General features: G+C 53.1%; 18 protein-coding genes. 5 read left to right on the top strand and 13 right to left on the bottom strand.

Annotated elements, in window-relative coordinates; translation table 11 throughout:
- Positions 1–69 precede the first annotated feature (69 nt).
- Both H8K43_RS06580 and H8K43_RS06575 read left to right on the top strand, forming a co-directional pair.
- Positions 70–1,161 (top strand): sensor histidine kinase, encoded by a 1,092-nt coding sequence (locus tag H8K43_RS06580; RefSeq protein ID WP_186903110.1) that lies wholly within the window; start codon positions 70–72, stop codon positions 1,159–1,161.
- A complete protein-coding gene (locus H8K43_RS06575; protein ID WP_186903109.1) occupies positions 1,158–1,763 on the top strand; it encodes a response regulator transcription factor in 606 nt (201 codons plus the stop codon). Before H8K43_RS06580 ends, H8K43_RS06575 begins: the two co-directional genes overlap by 4 nt.
- Before the next feature lie 62 nt (positions 1,764–1,825).
- Here the strand turns inward: H8K43_RS06575 and H8K43_RS06570 are convergent, their stop codons facing one another.
- Entirely contained in the window at positions 1,826–2,716 is an 891-nt protein-coding gene (locus H8K43_RS06570) for a LysR family transcriptional regulator (RefSeq protein ID WP_186903108.1), read from the bottom strand.
- 187 nt (positions 2,717–2,903) lie between these two features.
- On the opposite strand from H8K43_RS06570, the gene H8K43_RS06565 reads away from it, so the two are divergent.
- Entirely contained in the window at positions 2,904–3,767 is an 864-nt protein-coding gene (locus H8K43_RS06565) for an MBL fold metallo-hydrolase (RefSeq protein ID WP_186903107.1), read from the top strand.
- Positions 3,768–3,963: 196 nt separating this feature from the next.
- The gene (locus H8K43_RS06560) at positions 3,964–4,383 is read left to right on the top strand and encodes a nuclear transport factor 2 family protein (RefSeq protein ID WP_186903106.1); all 420 of its coding nucleotides are present in this window, start codon (positions 3,964–3,966) and stop codon (positions 4,381–4,383) included.
- A gap of 115 nt (positions 4,384–4,498) precedes the next feature.
- Here the strand turns inward: H8K43_RS06560 and H8K43_RS06555 are convergent, their stop codons facing one another.
- Positions 4,499–6,184, bottom strand: coding sequence for a long-chain-fatty-acid--CoA ligase (locus tag H8K43_RS06555; RefSeq protein ID WP_186903105.1), 1,686 nt, complete (start codon positions 6,182–6,184; stop codon positions 4,499–4,501).
- Between the two features lie 241 nt (positions 6,185–6,425).
- Here H8K43_RS06555 and H8K43_RS06550 point away from each other — a divergent pair, with 241 nt between their 5' ends.
- Entirely contained in the window at positions 6,426–7,475 is a 1,050-nt protein-coding gene (locus H8K43_RS06550) for an acyltransferase family protein (RefSeq protein WP_186903104.1), read from the top strand.
- Between the two features lie 406 nt (positions 7,476–7,881).
- Here the strand turns inward: H8K43_RS06550 and H8K43_RS06545 are convergent, their stop codons facing one another.
- The 11 genes from H8K43_RS06545 to H8K43_RS06495 form a co-directional block, all read right to left on the bottom strand.
- Positions 7,882–8,322: a hypothetical protein gene (locus H8K43_RS06545; RefSeq protein WP_186903103.1), complete on the bottom strand. Its 441-nt coding sequence runs from the start codon at positions 8,320–8,322 to the stop codon at positions 7,882–7,884.
- 612 nt (positions 8,323–8,934) lie between these two features.
- A complete protein-coding gene (locus H8K43_RS06540) occupies positions 8,935–10,302 on the bottom strand; it encodes a S41 family peptidase (RefSeq protein WP_186903102.1) in 1,368 nt (455 codons plus the stop codon).
- Positions 10,303–10,576: 274 nt separating this feature from the next.
- On the bottom strand, positions 10,577–10,993 hold the full coding sequence (locus H8K43_RS06535) for a VOC family protein (protein ID WP_230403726.1): 417 nt from the start codon (positions 10,991–10,993) through the stop codon (positions 10,577–10,579).
- A gap of 193 nt (positions 10,994–11,186) precedes the next feature.
- On the bottom strand, positions 11,187–11,819 hold the full coding sequence (locus tag H8K43_RS06530) for a hypothetical protein (protein WP_186903101.1): 633 nt from the start codon (positions 11,817–11,819) through the stop codon (positions 11,187–11,189).
- Positions 11,820–11,986: 167 nt separating this feature from the next.
- Positions 11,987–13,186: an acetate/propionate family kinase gene (locus tag H8K43_RS06525; protein WP_186903100.1), complete on the bottom strand. Its 1,200-nt coding sequence runs from the start codon at positions 13,184–13,186 to the stop codon at positions 11,987–11,989.
- Positions 13,183–14,607, bottom strand: coding sequence for a bifunctional enoyl-CoA hydratase/phosphate acetyltransferase (locus tag H8K43_RS06520; RefSeq protein WP_186903099.1), 1,425 nt, complete (start codon positions 14,605–14,607; stop codon positions 13,183–13,185). Before H8K43_RS06520 ends, H8K43_RS06525 begins: the two co-directional genes overlap by 4 nt.
- Before the next feature lie 9 nt (positions 14,608–14,616).
- Positions 14,617–15,396 (bottom strand): enoyl-ACP reductase FabI, encoded by a 780-nt coding sequence (fabI, locus tag H8K43_RS06515; RefSeq protein WP_186903098.1) that lies wholly within the window; start codon positions 15,394–15,396, stop codon positions 14,617–14,619.
- A 48-nt stretch (positions 15,397–15,444) separates the two neighbouring features.
- The gene (locus H8K43_RS06510) at positions 15,445–16,605 is read right to left on the bottom strand and encodes an ABC transporter permease (protein WP_222610977.1); all 1,161 of its coding nucleotides are present in this window, start codon (positions 16,603–16,605) and stop codon (positions 15,445–15,447) included.
- A gap of 12 nt (positions 16,606–16,617) precedes the next feature.
- Positions 16,618–17,772: an ABC transporter permease gene (locus H8K43_RS06505; protein WP_186882185.1), complete on the bottom strand. Its 1,155-nt coding sequence runs from the start codon at positions 17,770–17,772 to the stop codon at positions 16,618–16,620.
- Positions 17,769–19,841 carry an ATP-binding cassette domain-containing protein gene (locus H8K43_RS06500; protein WP_186903097.1) on the bottom strand — a complete coding sequence of 691 codons (2,073 nt, stop codon included), beginning with the start codon at positions 19,839–19,841 and terminating at the stop codon, positions 17,769–17,771. The genes H8K43_RS06505 and H8K43_RS06500 overlap by 4 nt, the downstream gene beginning before the upstream one ends.
- A 4-nt stretch (positions 19,842–19,845) precedes the next feature.
- Positions 19,846–20,958 (bottom strand): HlyD family secretion protein, encoded by a 1,113-nt coding sequence (locus H8K43_RS06495; RefSeq protein WP_186903096.1) that lies wholly within the window; start codon positions 20,956–20,958, stop codon positions 19,846–19,848.
- Positions 20,959–20,971 lie beyond the last annotated feature (13 nt).

The following is a 20,971-nucleotide window of genomic DNA, read 5'->3' as shown; positions in this document are numbered from 1 at the left end:
CCTGCTGCCCGCCAATTTTATGCTGACTCATCTGCTCTCTGCCTTATGAATACAATGACTGGCGCGCTCATGACAAAACTCGGGTTTCCAAGGCTGCCGCAACGCTATGGCAAAGCGCCTTATTTCTGGCTGCTGTCCTTAGTCATGATGGTCTGGAAGTTCGTGTATGTGACGCCCACGACGACAGAGATCTTGCTGTTGAGCGCATCGATACTGCTCTTTCTTCCGCTATATCTGTGGAGTTTCAGCGTGCAGCAAAGCCAGCTGTACAGCACCATACTAATGACTGCTTTGCTAGGCATAGGCTGGGCTCCGTTTAACTTCGGCAGTTCCACATTCTGTATTTTTGCTGCGAGTATGTGCTCCAGAATCAGCCCAGGCCGGTCAGCCTATCGGGTATTGGCACTGCTGCAGCTGTCAGTGGTCGCAGCAACTGTCTTGCTTGCACTGCCACCTCAGTTCTGGGTGACTGCACTGGTGTTTGGTACTTCAGTCGGTGTCAGTGCAATCATTGCTGCACAGCTGGATTTAAGCAAAGAAAGTCTGTTGCGCAAACAGGAAGAAGTCGAGTATCTGGCAACGCTGGCAGAACGTGAACGGATTGCGCGCGACATGCATGATTTGCTAGGCCATAATCTGTCGGTCATCACCTTAAAAGCAGAACTGGCCAGAAAACTGTTTGAACGTGATGCTGTGGCCGCAAAACAGGAAATTCAGGACATAGAACAAACCGCGAGGCAGGCATTGCATGAAGTACGTCAGGCCATCAGCGGCTACCGCTCTGCCGGACTAAGCCACGAGATAAAAAATGCCAGACACGTATTGGATGCCGCACAGATTCAAGTAGTCACCGAGCTGGAAGAACTCACGCTGCCTGCAGCGCTGGAAAATGTGATGGCCTTGATACTGCGTGAAGCGGTCACCAATATCATCCGCCACGCCCAAGCCAGCATATGTGTGATACAGCTGCGCCGGATAACAGATCAAGCCGTGCTGAGCATCCGTGATGACGGTATTGCCGGATCGCTGTCTGCTTTAAAGAAAGGAAATGGCATGCTCGGTATGCTTGAACGTGCTCACTCTGTGGGGGGGCAGTTGACGCTCGATACCAGTCAGGGTATGCAGATCGTGCTGTCCCTGCCTATGGAGGTGCAGGCATGATACGGATAGTCATCGCTGAGGATCAGGTCATGGTATCGGGTGCACTGGCCGCCTTACTCAGGCTGGAAGCCGATCTGGAGGTGCTTGGACTTGCCAATAACGGCGTTCAGGCGCTCAGCTTATGCCGCGAACTTCAACCCGATATCCTGCTGACAGATATAGAAATGCCGCAAATGACAGGACTGGAACTGGCGGCGGAGATCAAGCTTCAGGTGCAGACATGCAAGGTCATCGTGTTAACCACCTTTGGCCGCAGCGGTTATCTGCGCCGTGCACTGGCAGCCGGTGTACACGGATATCTGCTCAAAGACGCACCGACAGAATCGCTGGCAGCTGCAATTCGCAATGTGCACCTTGGTGGACGGGCTATTGCGCCAGAACTGGCGATGGAAAGCTGGAATGGGCAGCAAGACCCCTTAAGTGAACGTGAACGCCAGGTGCTGCGCCTCGCTGGCGAAGGCGCAAGCAGCAGTGAAATTGCGAAAATCATGTGCCTGTCAGAGGGTACCGTGCGCAATTATTTGTCTGAAGCGATCAGTAAATTGAACGCAAAAAACCGCGTTGAAGCGTTTCGTTTTGCGCGTGATCAGGGCTGGCTGTGAGCAGTCTGGCGTTGCTTGCCTGAGTTCGTCCACTAATGGACTCAGCGCACAGTCTGAGCATTTCACCACTGTGTATTCGCAAAACGCTGCACCAGAAAATCCAGCAATGCACGCACTGCCGGTGACAGATGACGGCGCGAAGGATAAAGAGCGCTGATAGTAAAGCTGGGCAATTGCCATTGCGGCAGTATAGGCTGCAAGCGGCCGTCTTTGAGTTGTTGACTGACCAGATAAGTGGGCAACATCACGATACCGGCATCAGCCAGTGCCGCCTGCATCAGCGTGGTGGCATCGTTGGCTGTGAAACGACTGCTGATGTTGAGCGCCAGATGCTGTTCACCCTGACTGAGCTGCCATGGCGATTTAGCGAAACTACTATGACTCATACAGCGATGCTGCAACAAGTCCTCAGGACGCAAGGGTGTGCCCGTGCGCTGCAGATACGCCGGGCTTGCGACCAGCACCGAATCACACTGTGCCAGCGGGCGCGCGATCAGCATGGGATCGGGATCGCTGCTGATACGGATCGCCAGATCGATGCGCGATTCGACCAGATTCAAGGCACCATCGCCGAGGCTAAGATCGATCTGCAAACGCGGATGCAACTCCAGAAAAGCGCTGACCGCTGTCGCAAGCTGCGCATAGGCGAACGAGACGCTGGATGTCAGGCGCAATTGTCCATGCAACTCGCCATCTGGCATGGCTGTCTCTTGCTGCAAATCCTGCATCATCGCCAGCATTTGCTGACAGTGTGAGAGGCAGCATTCACCTGCATCGGTCAGGCTGACGCGGCGCGTGGTCCTTTGCAACAGGCGCGCATTCAGCCACTCTTCTAACTCTTCCACATAGCGGGTGACCATCGCACGCGACATATCGAGCTTGTCCGCGGTGGCACTAAAACTGCCACTGGCCGCTACCTCGGTAAATACCTGCATCGCCGTCAGTCTGTCCATGCTGTCCTCTGCTGGTTTGAATTCGCACGTTTTTTGAAACAATCATGCCCATTTTAAGGGATTTATCACGCAGGAAGGCAGATATACACTGGCTTCAGTTTCAAAAAACCTTGAATACAACTTACAGCAAACATTGAGCAGATCTACAACAAACTCTGCATCCTCCTACTGAAAAAGGAAACCTACCATGTTACGTCAGACTTTGATCGCCGCCACTATCGCCCTTACCGTCAACGCTGCACAGGCTGAACAGGCTCTGCAAGTGCGCGTGTATAACGCCGATGCCAAGAGCTTTAATGTGAACTCCACCCTGATCACCGGTGAAAAAGAAGCGATGGTGATTGATGCCGGCTTCACCCGCGCTGATGCGCTGCGCATCGCTGCCAATGTGCTAGACAGCGGTAAGGAACTGAAAGTGATTTTTGTGAGCCAGGCAGATCCGGATTACTACTTTGGTGTGGAAACGCTCAAACAATACTTCCCACAGGCTCAGGTATTGGCAACGCCAGCGGTATTAGAAAAGCTGAGCTCTAAAGTCGCCGCCAAAGTCGCTTTCTGGGGCCCGAAAATGGGCGTGAATGCACCGGTCAAACCTGTGCTGCCAGTCGCCTACACAGCAAACACTTTGACGCTGGATGGAAAGACCATAGAAATCCGCGGTACCGAAGGCCTGCTCGCACACCGTCCATATCTGTGGGTGCCGTCTATCCGTGCTGTAGTGGGTGATATCGGTGTGTTCAACAATATGCATGTGTGGACCGCAGATACCCAGAGCGTGGCAGAGCGTCAGGCCTGGATCGCCCAGCTCGACGAAATGCAAGCCTTGAAACCGGCACTGGTGGTACCTGGCCACATGCGTGCAGGCAGCGCTTTAGATGCAAGTGCCATCGGCTACACCAAAACCTATTTGCAAAAGTTTGAGCAATTTGCAGCGAAATCGGCGAATAGCGCAGAGCTGATTCGCCAGATGCAGCAAGCTTATCCGGATGCAGATGGCGCGCTGTCGCTGGATATCGGTGCGAAGGTCACTAAAGGCGAAATGAAGTGGTAATACAGGACGCAGTCAGATGTCAGCGGCAAACGTTCGCGCCCGTTTGACTGGTAATTGAAACGGCAACGGCAACGCCAGTTGTACGTAGCAAGTAGCAGGAACGCAGCAGCCTCCCTATGTATCAAACGGGAGGCTGCTTCCCAGCTTCGCTCATTTCGCTATGCCAAAAAAGTTAAGCACGACTGAAAAGCTAGCTATGAATACCTCAACGAATGCACAACGAACCGCACAACATCTGGCGCTGGTACGCAGCACTTACGAAGGAAGCAATGCAGCCGAGAATGCACAACGCCTGCGCGACGCGGTCACCAGCGACATACGCTGGACTGAAGCTGCCGGTTTTCCATATGCCGGTACCTATATTGGCTGGGATGAGATACAGCATAATGTGTTCGCACGTCTGGGTAGCGAATGGCAGGATTACCGCGTCACGATAGAGCATTACCTGAGCAGTCAGGATCAGGTGGTCGCAATCGGCACTTATAGCGGTATCTATCTGAAAACCGGACTAGCCTTCAGCGCCCGTGTTGCGCATTTGTGGACCTTGCGAGATGGCCGTATCAGCGCCTTCGAACAAATCGTCGACAGCGCAATGGTGTGGCGTGCGATGAAGTAAGCTGATAAACGAGTACGGCCTGTTACAGCACGGTATAAACACAAAACGCACTGCGGACTCAGCAGTGCGCTTATGTTTGATGATATTGCGTCGATTATGTCGCGCGCTACCGTGCTCAGGGCTTGTGCTCATCCCTCAATTCGCGACGCAGGATTTTGCCTACATTGGTCTTAGGCAGTTCAGTGCGGAATTCTATGTATTTTGGTTTTTTATAAGCCGTCATCTGCTCTTTGCAATAGTCCATCAAGACATCGACTGTAAGTGCCGGGTCTTTTTTCACCACGAATAATTTCACTGCTTCGCCAGAAGCCGCATCCGGCACACCGACGCATGCACATTCAAGTACGCCCGGATGCGCTGCCACCACCGCTTCCACCTCATTCGGATAGACATTGAAACCGGACACCAGGATCATGTCTTTTTTACGATCCACGATGCGTACAAATCCGCGCTCATCCATAGTGCCGATATCGCCGGAACGGAAATAGCCATCAGCCGTCATCACTTTGGCCGTTTCATCGGCGCGGTTCCAGTAACCACGCATGACTTGCGGACCACGGATAGCAATTTCACCCGGCGTACCTGGTGCGACCGGCTGGCCAGCATCATCCAGTATCGCCACCTCGGTCGATGGCACCGGTAAGCCTATGGTGCCGGAAAACTGCTTTGCGTCCGGTGGCGTCAGCGTGGCGGTAGGCGAAGTCTCGGACAAGCCATAGCCTTCGAGGATAGGTTTGCCAGTCAGTTTTTGCCAGCGTTCACTCACGCTTTGCTGTACTGCCATGCCACCACCCAGCGTGATCTGTAATTCAGAAAAATCCACCTGTTTGATGTCAGCATGATTCAGCATGGCGTTAAACAGGGTATTCACGCCGGGGAAGAAATTCACTTTATGCTTACTCAGCACGTTCAGAAAGCCCCCGATATCACGCGGATTCGGAATCAGGATATTCATCGCTCCCCAACGCGCGCCCATCATCATGCAGGCATTCAGCGCCAGGATGTGATACAGCGGCAGTGCGCACACTGTGATCCAGGGCCGGTCTGCAGGCAAGCTCTGTAATGCGGGCTGGGACCAGGCATCATTCTGCAGGATGTTAGCAATCACATTCCTATGCGTGAGCACTGCACCTTTGGATAAACCGGTGGTACCGCCCGTGTATTGCAGGAAGGCGATGTCCTCATGCGTTTGCAAGGGCTTGAGCAAATGCAGACCCGTGCCCTCTTTTAGTACCTGTTTAAAACTGACTGCGCCAGCCAACTGAAAAGCGGGCACCATTTTCTTGACATGTCTGACCACAAAATTCAGCAGATGTCCTTTCAGTCCGGGATGCAGATCGCCCATACTCGCAAGCACGATGTGGCGCACAGGGACTTTGCTCAGGACTTTTTCCAGCGTATGCGCAAAATTCTCCAGTATCACGATGGCTTCCGCACCGGAATCGCTGAGCTGATGCTCGAGTTCGCGTGGCGTGTACAAGGGATTCACATTCACCACGGTGTATCCGGCACGCAGTATGCCAGCGACGCACACCGGGTAATGCAGCACATTCGGCATCATCACCGCCACCCGCGCACCGGGTGTCAGACCGCGGCTTTGCAGCCAGGCGCCAATACGGGCCGAATACAAATTCAGATCCCGATAGCTGAGCCGCTGTCCCATACACAGGTAGGCGTCGCGGGTCGCATAGCGTTGAAATGACTCTTCCAGTAAGGCAGTCAACGATGCGTACTGACCGGGATCGATCTCGTCCGGTACACCGGCGGGATACGAGGACAGCCAAGGCTTAGATTGTTGCATAGTGGTCTCCGTTTTTTATTAGGTCAGGCTTAGCTTGCTTACGCTAAGTTTCGCTAGATTTTTTCGCTAGATTTTTTCGCTAGATTTTACTTAGTCACAAGCATAATTTACCTTAATTTTATTTGGCTACCTCACTTGCTTTTACTGAAATGCAACAATTTCACATCCGCAAACTTTATTTATGGAAATCTTCGCCCCATCCTATACAATGCCCGGCTCCGGCATCCAACTCTGAACGACCATGCAAGACACCGAACTACGCTCAGCGCGTGACCATTGGACAGATATCGCCAAAGGCATAGGGATACTGCTGGTGGTGTATGGCCATGTGGCGCGTGGTGTGTTCAATGCAGACTTAGGCATGGATGCAGGCTGGTTCCGGCTGATCGACGATTTGATCTATGACTTTCACATGCCGCTGTTTTTCTGGCTGTCCGGGCTGTACTTACTGAGCTCGCTGCAGAAATACGGTGCTGGCGGCCTGATCCGCAGTAAGCTCGACACCCTGCTCTATCCGTATCTGGTCTGGTCGCTGCTGCAGGGTAGCGTAGAAGTATTCCTGTCGCGCTATACCACCAGCCAGACCAGCATGGCTGAAGTGCTGCGCCTGTTCTGGCAACCGCGCGCGCAATTCTGGTTTTTGTATGTGCTGTTCATCGTGTTTGTGGTGGCGGTGCTGTTGTTACAGCGCCACCCGGCCCGCTTGAAAGCCGGTCTGCTGCTTGCACTGGCGGCGTGGTGGGCGCAAAACCAATGGCAATTGCTATTCCCAGTGGATTTTGTCGCCTCGTTTATGCTGTTCTTCCTCGCGGGCACGCTGTTTCAGCAATACCGCTCCACATTCCGGCAACATGCACTCAGCGTGCTGCTGATCAGCGGATTCAGTTTTAGTACGCTGGCCTGGTTTTATCACAGCCAGCTGGGCCTGCATCATGACAGCAACCACTGGCTGAAACTGCCTTTGAGTCTGAGTGGCATCCTGCTGGTGATCAGCGCCTCCATGCTGTTGGAACGTCGCCAAGCCAGCCAGCCCGGACAAGCTGGCCTGCGCACGCATCTCACACAAGCACTGCTGCTATGCGGCAGCTACTCCATGCCCATCTATCTGATGCACATCCTGAGCGGCAGCGGCATACGCATCGTGCTCAAAAAAGTGTTCCACCTGCAGTCCGCCCCGCTACACCTGCTGCTCGGCTGCCTGTTTGCAGTGCTGTTACCGCTACTGTTCTACCGCCTGCGCGAACGCCAGGGATTTCAGTGGATTGGTTTGCTGTTTACTGCGCCGCGCTGAACTTTGCACGGCTTGCACATGCTGTGACAGGCGGATTAATGACGTTGGTATCGTTCAGCGTTTGTAGTATCTGAACGATTCCATTCGGCGTAATACGCTTCGCTATTAACGCCTTACGGATTACACCTTACCGCGTTGCTTACAATAAAACGAAAGCGGCTAAGGGTAAAAAATAATTCTTCTTTAGCCGCAAAAAATTTAAGCCACTCTTCAACCCCTTGCAGCTAAGGGGTTGGGAGTGGCTTTTTTTGTTTCTAAAGAAGAATGACGAATGATTTTTTTATTCGCGAAGCATCAAACATTCCTCCGATTACTCCTCGTCAATCGGAGCTACGCGAACTCACCTGGATATTACAAAAATAATCGCAATTTCTCGATCATTTGAACTGGCGCACATTCCAATGAACTACGATGATCTGTTCCAATTGAAATTCCATTCAAAAAAACCATTCTCATTTCTCAATAGAAATTCATCTTGTTGATCATTGAAGAACACTTCATAGCATTCAATTTTTTTAGGCAACTGATCACCTATTCGAATGCCCCAAAAATTACCTTTATATTCGCCACCCAGAATTACATCAGTTAAAACACCAGCATTAAATACAAGCTGCAGAGAGTCATTGCTATATGATAAAACCTCATATGACTCCCCCTCCAGTCCATAAGGGTATTTGTTAAGTTTCCAAGTAATATTGCGCTCAAAAAATAAGTGGAGATTATCATTTCCATCAAAAAGAAAAGATGGATCAATAATTCGCAACGTTGCATCAAAGGATGCGCCTAATTTAAATCCAAATATCGATGATCCGATAGTTAGAGATTGAGTCAAATCTATGTCACTCATAAATTCCTATTATCAAAATGAAGTCCATTGACCATTTTTGTAAAATAATCGATTACCTAACGTATCAAAATAACTTTGAGAAGATGTAATTGTCCCAGGTTTAAAGCCTGAAGTTGGATCAATTACCCTAACTTCCATAGCATCGTTATATATGAATTTGTAAGGCCGTAAGGCGTAAACCTTTGGTAGGGCGCATCAAGATGCGCCGTATGGAGGCCTGAGCAATATGAGCGACGTTTGAATTCCTGCTGATCTTCTTTGTTTTTTTCCACTTTAGCTGCTGAAGAGGAAACAGCACCTAGGGCACATCGCGATGCGCAGCATGCATTAGCTATTATCATCAAGTTATTTCAATTCACAGACTGCGCTATCGTAAGGCTACACACCAGCTTCCACTAAACGAGAAAACTCAAATAAAGCCGATCTGAAACGCTATCGACTCAGTCATTCCTGACTGGGTAGCTGTAAACTTCGTCCACATCCGGCGCATCATGATGCGCCCTACCTCAGGATTGCATCTTGCCGTGTTGAGCTGAATATTGGGGCCGGAAATCTTCTGTTAGCTTTTTACGTAGTTTTCTGCGCCGGACCGTCATAAAACAAAGAGCAAATTCATTGAATTTCTGGCTTGCGGCACGATGATTGCAACCACTCCATGGCTGCTGGCAAAGCTGCAGCCGTCTGCTGTTGTGGCTGGAACTGAGCCGGCACTTCCTTACCATCGGCAGTATGCAGCACATGGGTGACCAGGGCGAGCCTTGCACCGTCTGGCAGCAACCAGGAGCTGACACCATTTAATTGCCCTGCACTGCCCTCACCGAAACTGCGGGTGGCGGGCCGCTGCTGCAGTAGTGCAGCCAGAATTTCTGATGCACTGGCAGTGCCCGGCCCGGTTACCAATGCCAGCGGCAAGCTGGTTTGCGGCTGACGCCATTGCGCTGCCAATGCCACATCGGGCTGCATTTGTTTGCCATGCTCTAATTCCTGGTAAGTGCCATGCGTCAGACGTATCATGGTTTTTTCAGACCGCGCATTCTTCCACCAACCCAGCAATTGTCCTTCTTCAAATAATGGGCTAAAGCCAGCTAAAGGGGGACCAATTGCACCACCACCATGCGCGCGTAAATCCAGAATCAGGCCACAAGCGCCGCTTAGCTGCTGCAACAATGCACCCAGACGATCAGCATAGGCCTGACGTAATTCAGGTTGCGGAGCGCCAAACCCCGGCAAAGCCAGATAGGCTACGCCCGGCGCTGGCCACTCCAGCTGCATCTGCGGCACGGCAGTAGCGGCAGCAGATGCCAAGGCGGGCGCCCGGCCACCCCGCGCAGGTAGGATACGGGAATGGGGAACCGGTTCTGCCAACAGATTGAGGCCGAGTTGCAATACCAGATTCCTGTCCTTCGCTGCCAGCGCATGCCTGCTTCGTTCCATCATTGCACGCCAGGCACCCCATCCCATCGTCGGCGCAAACATCGCTTGCTGTTCAATACGCTGCATTTGCTGTTGCAGTACGAAGTCAGGTTGAGCAGCTTGCCGTTTGTCGCCGATTGGTAACCAAATGAGTTGTGCTTGTCCCCAGCGCCAGTCCTCGCCACGAGGATGCACAAAACTGAGTTGTAATCGTTCCGTCTCCGGCGGTGCCCAGGCCAATACACGTAACGCAGTTGCCGTCCCTGAAGGCAGGCTGCTAATGTAATGCCGCAGCATCTGTTGCCCACGCCAGGCACTCAGATAAACAAAGCCTGGCGCCGCATTTGCACTCTGCTTCAGCGGCAGGCGCAATTCCAACAGACAGTCCGTGCAAGGCGTTGCGATCTCTTGCTGGCTAAATGTCTGGATATCTGGCTTTGGCCATGTCAGCGTCTGATGTTCCCAGGCCTGTGCATGACTGGCGCTAACAGACAACAGCACAAGCACCAGCCACCATGCCCGCAACGAATCAACTGCCTGACGCAAAAAGTACCGGATGTTCTGCATAGTTTACGATCTTCCAATTTCCATAGACAGCGAATGTGTGACCACGCCTAAAAGTTGCAACTATAGCAGCAAATTAGCTAAAAATAATAAATCAGCAACTTCAAATCCCGGCGACTCAGCACCCGTCGACCTGATCAAGGGATGCTAATTCTGTGTTGAATTTGAGGGAAAGAAAACAAAGAGGACAGAAAAAACGAGATGGCACATCCGGCGCATCGTGATGCGCCCTGCCTCAGGATTGCACCTGACTACGCTGAGTGTATGGGTATGAACTTTAGCTGTTGAGACTGACATCCTGATTTGAATCCAGTTCTTCGCCAAACATTATCCTATGCCCATCAACGGATACGATGCCGAACTCTCTCATCCCCCAAGGTTCATCCGTCAAAGGTTTCATCATCTCGACCAGCTTCGAATTAAACTCTTCAAACAAAGCTGTCGCATCCGTAACCGTGATGTAGGCAAAATAGGAATGATCACCTAAGGCCTTAGGCGCAATCGCGTCAGGGCATTCGCCAAGCATGAGCGAAAAATTATCCCTGGACAGAAAACACCAGCCACCCTCTTCAAATTCAACATCCATTCCCAACTTATCGCGATAAAAAGGGACAGACACTTTGAGGCCAGGTACCGCAAGAACGAATCTGGGCTGAGTCAACATGATGTTTTTTCGGATGTTATCTGTTGCCATGATCATTGACCTATTCGATAAAGACAAAGTGCGCAAAAACTAAGTTTTATCACATAACATCAGCACGTAGGGAGCTTCGCGATGCGCCTTACCGCGTTGCGTAACTTGCAGTAATTAATTAGGTCAACACTTGGTCAAGTTCTATCTAAAAAAATTAGATGATTCAAACGAGTTATCGGGAATTGTTCACAACTTAAGTGCTAAGAATGCTTTTCAAAAAAGGGAATTCTTGCACACATACAGCATCAATTTGTGATCGTAAATAATCGTCGCCACTATCATGTTTACCTATACATAAATAATAATTTTTATTCTCAAATTTAGCGAAAATTAGCCACTCTCCAGTTAAGGACTTTGATTTAACGAGACGATCCCAACTGCCGGAAACTATATCATTTACGATATGAGGGGTATCGGTCTCGACCACCCACCTGCGCTCCCCGGCAGCATCTGCCTCTACAATTTTTTGCTCGAAATAAGGTATTCCAAATTTATCGATACCTTTGTGAATGTTTTTAGCAAAACTTGCTATTCCATCCTCAAGATAATGTTGATGCCACAATCCTTTAAGTGGGGTACGTGTAAATACAGTAGCTGCTTTGAGTCCAATATTTTCTTCCAATCCCTCTAGTGCCCTTATTTGGCTGATTACTTTTGTAGGATCTAAGTGTCCAGACTTAAACGCTGCAAACAATTGAAGCAAGAGCAAAAAACTGAATCGATCCTCAAATATGGAATCAAGTCGGATTTGATTAGCAAAATTCCTTAACTCAGAATTAGCATCAGAGCCGTCTGCAAACGTTGCATTGAAAGAGTGGCGAGGCATTACATATAACCTGACGAATAGAATGTACCCGCCGCACTGAAACACAAAGACGTCTTTATAGTGCGACGAAAAACACAAGTTAAATTGAAGGGAATGTTTTCACTTTAGATAATACATTACATGTGAATTGACTGGTTGATTGAGCGCCAATCAACCAGTCAAATACATCAAGCACACGCCAACAACTGTGCCGCATCCTGCGCCGCAATGCGGCCTTCGTCAGTGGGGATGACCCAGATTTCTGCGCTGCTGTCGGTGCTATGTATGGCGCAGATGGCGTTGCCGTCGGCGGCGTGGTTTGCAGCAGGGTCGAGTCGCAGGCCCAGATAATGCAGACCGGCGATGACGTCGGCGCGTAGCTGTACGTCATGCTCGCCGATGCCGCCGGTGAACGCGATGGCATCGATACCGCCCAGCACCGCTGTCAGTGCGCCGCATTCACGCAGGATGCGGTAGGCGAACATGCGTATTGCGAGTGCGGCGCGTGGGTCGGATGAGGCGCGCAGGGTGCGCATATCGGCCGAGATGCCGGATACGCCGAGCAAACCGGATTGCTTGTACAGCGTGTTTTCTATGCGTTTGGCATCCCAGCCATCCTGCAGCAAATGCAGCAGCACACCGGGGTCGAGCGCGCCGCAGCGGCTGCCCATCATCAAGCCATCAAGCGCAGAAAATCCCATGGTGGTGGCGATACTGACGCCCTGCCGCATCGCGCACAGGCTGGCACCATTGCCCAGATGCGCCATGATCACGCGCTGACCGGCGCGCGCCGAAACGTCCGCCAGATGACTGGCGACATAGCGGTAAGACAAACCATGAAATCCATAGCGTCGTATGCCCTGCTGACTCAGTTCTGCGGGCAAGGCAAAGCGGTATTCCTGCTCCGGCATTTGCGCATGAAAGCCGGTATCAAAACAGGCCACGTGCAGACAATCGGGAAAGGCGGCGCGGAAGGCTTCGACACCGTCCAGATTATGCGGCTGATGCAGCGGTGCCAGATGGTGCAGGCTGCGCAGATAAGTCAGCATCGCCTCATCCACCACCACTGAATTGGCGCAGCGTTCACCACCATGCACCACGCGATGCGCCACCGCGACGATTTGCGCACCATCGCTGTGTAAGCCTATCTGTTCGCGCAGCAGTGTCAGCATGGCGTGAAACGCGTCCCCGGTAACAGACTCTGCCAGCAGCGTCAGCGCATGTTGTTCGCCGTCATAACGCAGGGTGGCACGTGGTTGTCCGCCCGGCTCCAGACCTTCGGCCAGACCAGACAATATCACCTCGCCTAGTTCCTGCTGCACTAACTGGTACAGCGCAAATTTAATACTGGAGGAACCCGAATTCACCGCCAGAATCGCGCGACTCATGGTGCTTTTTTCCGGTATTGATGCGCCAGTAATTTGACCAGCGCAGCCGATGCGACACGCGCACTGGCGCCATCGGCACGGCTGGTCAGCGCAATCGGTACGCGGGCACCCAGCACAATGCCACAGGTGGCGGCACCGGCCAGATATTCAAATTGTTTCGCCATCATATTGCCGGATTCCAGATCCGGCACCATCAGAATATCGACGTCCCCTGCGACTGGCGACTGTATGCCCTTGATGCGTGCTGCCTCAGCAGAGATCGCATTATCAAAAGCCAGCGGGCCATCGATCAATGCGCCTGTGATTTGCTTGCGGTCTGCCATTTTGCACAGCGCGGCAGCATCAATCGTGGATTGCATTTTAGCGTTCACACTTTCGACTGCGGCCAGCAATGCGACTTTAGGCTGGCTGATCTGCAATGCATGGGCCAGTTCTATCGCATTCTGCAGGATGTCAGCTTTTTCATTGAGACCGGGTGCGATATTCAGCGCCGCATCGGTCAGCAATAAGACCTTATGGTACATAGGCACATCCAGATGAAATACATGCGACAGCCGGCGCTTGGTGCGCATAGCCGTGCATTGCACGACTGCTGACATCAGCTCATCGGTATGCAGACTGCCCTTCATCAGCGACTCTACCTCGCCATTGGCCGCCATCTGTACTGCTGTTTCTGCGGCAGCGTGACTGTGCGGCACATCGACGATGCGTATGCCATCCAGTGACAACCCGGCTTCGCTGGCTAATTGCGCCAACCGGGCGGCAGGTGCCACCAATACCGGAATGATCAGTCCCTGACGCGCCGCATCGAGTGCGCCTTTAAGTGATTCTGCATCGCAGGGATGAACCACGGCGCACAGCACTGGCGCCAGATCGTCCACGCTGTGTATCAGCGCTTGCTGACGAGCGCCCAGATCGAACATGGCGAGGGTAGGCAAATGTGCGCGCGGACGTGCGACCGCCAACGTTGGTGCGATCACCAGTGCCGTACCCGATACCACGGTCACGCCTTTCTGATTCAGGATTTCACACGCGAGGGTGACGCGTTTTTTTTCATCCTCTTTGGCGGTCACAGTCACCGACACCGTGAGCGCATCACCGATATGCACAGGCTTACAGAAATGCAGATTCTGTTCCAGATAAATCGTACCTGGCCCCGGCAACTGGGTACCGAGTACCGCCGAGATCAGCGCGCCGCCCCACATGCCATGCGCGATCACGCCATGGAACAGCGTGGCGTCTGCATATTCCGCATCCAGATGCGCCGGATTGACATCACCGGAGACCGTAGCGAAAGCCTGAATATCAGCATGTGTCAGGGTTCTTTCGGTACTGGCGCGTTGTCCGATGTAGAGATCGTCATACACCACATTCACTATCTGTTGCTGGTCGCTGGCGACCGGATACACAGGATCATTCATCTCTTTTCCTTAATTCACGATGTGATAGCCGCCATCGACATACAGGGTCTGCCCCGTCATGCCGGAAGCTGCATCGCTGACCAGAAATGCGGCCAGCTGACCAATTTCATCCAATGTCACCAGACGACGCAAAGGCGCGCGCTGTCTGGCCTTGTCCATCAAGCCGTCAAAATCCTGTAAGCCAGATGCGGCGCGGGTTGGCACCGGTCCAGGCGAGACCGCATGCACACGGGTTCCGGCCGGGCCCATCTCAGAGGCCAGATAGCGCACCAGCGATTCCAGCGCCGCCTTGACCGGCCCCATCAGGCCATAATGATCAACCGCTTCCGCCGCGCCCAGATAAGTCATCGTGATCAGACTGGCCGATGGGCTCAGATGCGGTTCACATAGCTTAGCCAGACGTGCAAAGGAATGACAAGAAATATCCATCGCACGGCAAAAACCTGTGGCAGAACTGTCGATCACTCGTCCGTGCAAATCCTCCAGCGGTGCCCAGGCGATAGAGTGAATCACAAAGTCAATTTGCTGCCCGCCTGCTGTCGCCTGCTGCACCAGCTTGGCCAGTGCATCTTCCTGCTCCACATTACACACGATCAGCGGCGCCTCAACTTGCTGCGCCAGCGGCGCGACAAATTGCGCTGCTTTTTCATTCACACAACTGAGCACCAGTTGCGCCCCCAGCGCATGCGCCACTTTTGCACAGCCCCAGGCGATACTGTGCTCATTGGCTAATCCGATAATCAAACCACGTTTGCCTTGCAGGGACATGGGAGCGGAATTTTGATGCATAGCTTATCCTTTTTCTGTCAAAAAGCGTTGTGCAGAATTTTGCAGCGATCATTGAAATTGTTTTTTAAAACGCAGCATGGTCACGCTGCGTACCAGCAAGCCAAGCACGACTATGCCTGCAAACATGGGCCATAACACGGTGATACCCGCTCCCTTCATCAGGATGCCGTAACTGGCATTGATGTAGTAATACAGCGGCGACACATACATCCCCCAGCGCATGACGGCGGGCATGGCTTCCGGCGGCGTCCAGGCGCCGGATAAAAACATCATCGGTGCCAGTATCAGGATTACCATCATGCCAGCCTGCGCCATATTGCGGGTGACGGTTGCAATGCCTATACCTATACCTGCCAGCGTACTCACATACACCGTGGTCAGTGCAAAAAACAGCAGCAAACTGCCTGCCACCGGTATAGAAAATACCGGTATCAGCACACCGAACAGACCCAGTGCGGTACCACCTAAGATCACCGCCACCATCGCAATAATCTTAGGCAGCATGATTTGCAGCGGCGACAGCGGCGACACCAGCAATTGCTCTATCGTGCCACGTTCTTTTTCCCTGACCATAGCGGCCGCTGGCAACAGCATGGAAAACAAGGTCACGACATTCAGCAATTCAGAAATCCCCATAAACCAGGCATCGTTCTGATTCGGGTTGAACCAGACCCGGGTGTGATTACTGATCACCGGGCCGCTAGACAGCCCACTGCTGAGGTCTACACCGAGCCGGCTGGCGCTTTGCTCCAGTCCATAGCGCGCAATGATCTGGGTCGCATCCACCGCTGCCAGAAAACCCTGCACCGAATTGGAAGCATCAATCTGCATCTGCACAGCAGTGCCATCACCACGTGCAAGTGCAGCACCAAAGCCAGGCGGTATATCCAGCACCGCCATCGCCTTGCCATCATCCAGCATTTGCTGCCCCTGCTCTGGATGTGTCATGGCTCCGGCCCAGCGAAATTCCGGCGGCATAAAACGTGCCGCCAGCTCACGCGATGCAGCTGTGCGATCACTATCCGACAAGACTAATGCCGCATTATTTAACTGGAATGACACGCCGGACGCTGCGTTATAAATATCGGCAGTAAATGCATACAGCACGAATACCAGTAAGACTGGATCGCGCAACAATTGCAATAACTCTTTCCAGGTCATCGCCTGCACCCGGCGCCACCAGACCCGGTTCAAAAAAAATAAAGTCACTGTACTACTCCCTTAATTTGCCGGACGTTTATGGAAGGCCAGAAAACCCGCACTGAACAAGCCAAACGAATACAGGACCAGGATCAGCATATCCGGCCACAGAGCAGCAAAGCCCACGCCTTTCAGGAAACTGCCAATCGCAATCTCGGCGTAGTACATGCCGGGTAAGGCATGCGCAATCACGCTGGCAACTGCCGACAATGAAGGGATGGGAATAATCATGCCGGAGTACAGTACCGCAGGCACCACCGTCACGATGGCCGTACCTACCATGGCCGCGACCTGGGTATTGACCATCACCGACACCAGCAAACCTATGCCCGTGGTACAGACCACATATAGGATAGTGGCGAGCAGGAAAAACAGCAGATTCCCCTTGAACGGCGCACCAAACAGGAATAAGGCAAAAGCGGTCAGCAGGCAGGCATTCACGACTGAAATCGCGACATAGGGTAAGAGTTTGCCAACCAGATATTCACCGCGCGACAGCGTGGACGAATACACGTTGTAAATTGCACCTGATTCTTTTTCCCTGACCACGCCGAGCGCAGTCAGAAACGGCGGTGACAGCATCAGGATCACCATAATCAGCTTGGGTGCAATCGACCAGATACTTTTGACTTCCTGGTTATACAGATAGCGTATCTCCACCTTAACCGGCTGAAACGCAGCGCGCAGCGTGGCTTGTGGAATCCCGCTGAGTGCAGATAAATGCGCGGATAGCTGTTCGATATTGGCCGCTGCATTGATGGCGCTGACATAGCCCTTGGCGGTCAGTGCGCGGAATGGGAAAGTACCATCGATCCAGGTTTGCACATCGGCTGGCTGCCCGGCTTTCAGGCGGGCACCGAACTGTGGGGGAATAATGATCACGGCACGTATGCTGTTATCCATGACCAGTTTTTCCAGTTCAGATTCGCGCTGACTGTAGGCCTGAAAAGCGAAGTAACGTGAATCGCTGAACTGATGCGCATACTCGCGCGAACTGACCGACTGATCGTAGTCGACGATTGCCAGCGGTATATGCTCCACATCGAGCGACAAGCCGTAGCCAAACAACAGCATCAGCAGTGAAGGAACGACAAACGCCAGCGTGAAGAACAAACGGTCACGCACAATTTCGCGCCACTCTTTATACGCGACGACACGGATACGACGCAGATTCATGAACTGCCTTTCTGATGTTGGGCATCCTGTTGTTCCAGGCTGGTCACGATATGGACAAACACATCTTCCATAGACAGACGACGTGGTCTGAGTGCGCTCACCTCAAACGCCTGCAGACTGGTTCGCACACGCTGGCTGTCAGCCTCCAGGTCTTGCAGCAGCACATGCAGCTTGGGACCAAACAGACTGGCGCTGGCAAAACCGGCCTGCTGCAATACCTGTAAGGCTTGCGGGGCATCTGAGCAATCGACTTCCACTAACTGACCGGCTTCCTGCTCCAGCCGGTTTTTTAACTGTTCAGGCGAGGCATCCGCCACCACGCGCCCTGCATACATCAGCGCGATATGATCGCAATGCTCGGCTTCCGACATATAGTGGGTAGTGACCAGTATCGTTACATGCTCTTCACGCGACAACCGGAACAGTACATCCCAGAATGCGCGTCTCCCCAAAGGATCAACGCCTGAAGTCGGTTCATCTAAAAATAAAACCTGAGGCCGGTGTATCAGCGCGCAACCCAGCGCCAGCCGCTGCCGCAAACCCATAGGCAGGCTGGCGGTCAGCGCATGACCAAAGGGACGCAAGCCAGCCATGTCGAGTATCCAATCCATGCGCTCGGCAGTCTGTTGCCGGCTCAGCCCATAGATGCCCGCATACAGCCGTATATTTTCCAGTACGCTCAAATCCAGATACAGGGAAAATGCCTGCGACATATAGCCTATGCGTTCGCGTATCTGCAAACCCGCAGTCCGCATATCGGCACCGGCCACCATGCCTTGCCCGCTGCTTTGGGTCAGGATACCGGTCAGCATTTTGATGACCGTGCTTTTACCCGCGCCATTGGCACCCAGCAAACCAAAAATCTCACCCTGCGGCACTTGAAAACTGACCTGATCGACGGCCTTGAATTCACCGAAATGACGGCTCAGTTCACGCGCTTCTATCGCCAGCTGTTGTGTGGCGGGCTGCGCCGCAGAGACAACAGCAGCGGTATTTGCAACCGTAGCAACGACAGCCGTAGCAACGACAGGCTCAGCGACAATCGCATCCGCATCCGCACCTGCAGCTGCACGCTGCCTGAGCAAAGCGATAAACACATCTTCCAACTCCGCATCCAGTACCTCAGTCTGCGCCTGTGCAATCGCTGGTGTCTGCTGTAAAGTCTGCAGCACTTGCTGACGCGCCGCGTCGGCTTCAGCACTATCCACAAACACGCGGATTTCCTGGCCCAGTGCTTCCAGTTGTGGAAAGCGCTGGGTCAGACGCTGTACCGCTGCCATCTGCTGCTGCGCATCCGCACAGACGGTGCTGACGATGCAACCGGCTGCCAGATCCTTCATGCGTGCGGGTTCGCCTGAAGCCAGGATTTTCCCTTCATGCATCAGCGATACGCGATGAAAGCGGCTGGCTTCATCCATATACGCAGTCGAGACCAGCGCGGTAATACCTTTTTCCTGCAACAGACGTGACAAGATGCTCCAGAATTCACGGCGCGAGACCGGGTCTACACCGGTAGTCGGTTCATCGAGTATGACTAATTTGGGTTCGTGGATCAGCGTGCAAACCAGACCCAGCTTTTGCTTCATGCCGCCCGACAGATTTTTCATGGGGCGGTCACGGAAGCGTTCCAGGCGCGTGCTTTTCAGCAGTGCCTCTTTACGCTCGCGCAAAGCCTCAGGACTCAGTAAACGCAGGCCACCAAAATAATCGATATTTTCTTCGACTGATAAATCCCCATACAGATTCTGCCCCAAGCCTTGCGGCATCAGGCCTATCCTGTCCTTGATTAGCTCACTGTCCGCCTCATTATTGATTAACTGAGAAAACACGCGCAGTTCGCCCTCATCATGCGCGAGCACACCGGCAACCGCTTTCAGCAGACTGCTTTTGCCAGCGCCATCAGGGCCGATCAGGCCATAGATTTCACCGGGCCGCACTTGCAGGCTGATGTGATCCAGCGCCAGATGTGCGCCATAGCGCTTGACCAGCTGATTCGCTTCGACCAGCCAGGGCTGAGGCGCACCGGGCACCTCAGCTGCAGCGCCATCCTTATTGAATAACAGCGGCATAGGCTTATTTCCAGCGTGGTTTTTGCCACGCCACGTCCTGCTTCCAGCGTATCACTGCATCGGCTGGTATGCCCGGTGTCAGCTGATGTTCAGGATTATTTGTGATGCGCAGTTTGACGGCATACACCAGCTTGGTGCGTTCATCGGTAGTCTGGACTTCTTTCGGTGTGAATTCAGCGCGTGCAGCGATATAGCTGACCGTCGCATCAAAGAACTTGTCGCCAGCCGCATCGGTGTAGACGCGCACAGGCAAGCCCAGTTTGACTTGTCCGATTTTGGATTCCGGTACATAGACCTTGAGATAGAGCCGGTCCAGATTCACCATTTCTAATATCGCGCCGCCCGGCATCACGACTTCACCCGGCTCACGCAAACGGCTCAGCACCACGCCGCTGTCGGGGGCGGTGATTTGCAAATCCTTGAGCACAGTTCCGGCTTCGCTGACGCCAGCTGCAGCCCGCTCACGTTGCGCGCCTAAGGCATTTACCTCCTGTTGACGCGCGCGGATTTTTTCATTGCCCAGATTCGCTTGTGCCACACCCTGCGCGGCGCGCTTCACCGCTTCTTCAGCCGCATGCACATCAGTACGCGCGACCTGCCAGGCCAGATCCGCCTGTTCATAGCGATGGCGCTCAATCACGCCGCGCTCAAACAATTCCTTGTGGCGCTGCGCATCACGCTGACTCTGCTGCTCAACGGCGCTGGCTTTACTCAGCATGGCGCGCGCCTGGCTCAGACTGGCTTCGGCCAGTGCCAGTCCCATCGGTACTTCTTTTTGTGCGACATCGAGGCTGGCCTGAGCCGACTTCCATTGTGCCTCGGTGGCATTCAGCACCTGCCGCGCCTGCTCGGTTTTAGCCTGAAAACTCTCGTCTTCCAGTTGCGCCACCAGTGCACCGGCTGCCAGCGTATCGCCCTCTTTCGCCAATACCTTCAGCACACGGCCCGGATATTTAGCGGCTGCGATAATGCGTTCGCCCTCTACCCTGCCGCTTGCCACGATCAGGCCATCCGGCATAGGCCGGCTGCTGCTGAAGTAATATGCGAGACCGGCGATGATCGCCACGCCAGCCACACCCAGCAAGGCCGGACCCAGATTTTTTTGTTTGCTTTGCATAGTCATTCCTTGC

It is taken from the genome of Cognatundibacterium curvum (genome assembly GCF_014284235.1).
GTDB lineage: Bacteria > Pseudomonadota > Gammaproteobacteria > Burkholderiales > Burkholderiaceae_D > Undibacterium > Undibacterium curvum.
Note: the sequence above shows the minus strand (reverse complement) of the source record. Positions and strands in the feature narration are given on the sequence as shown.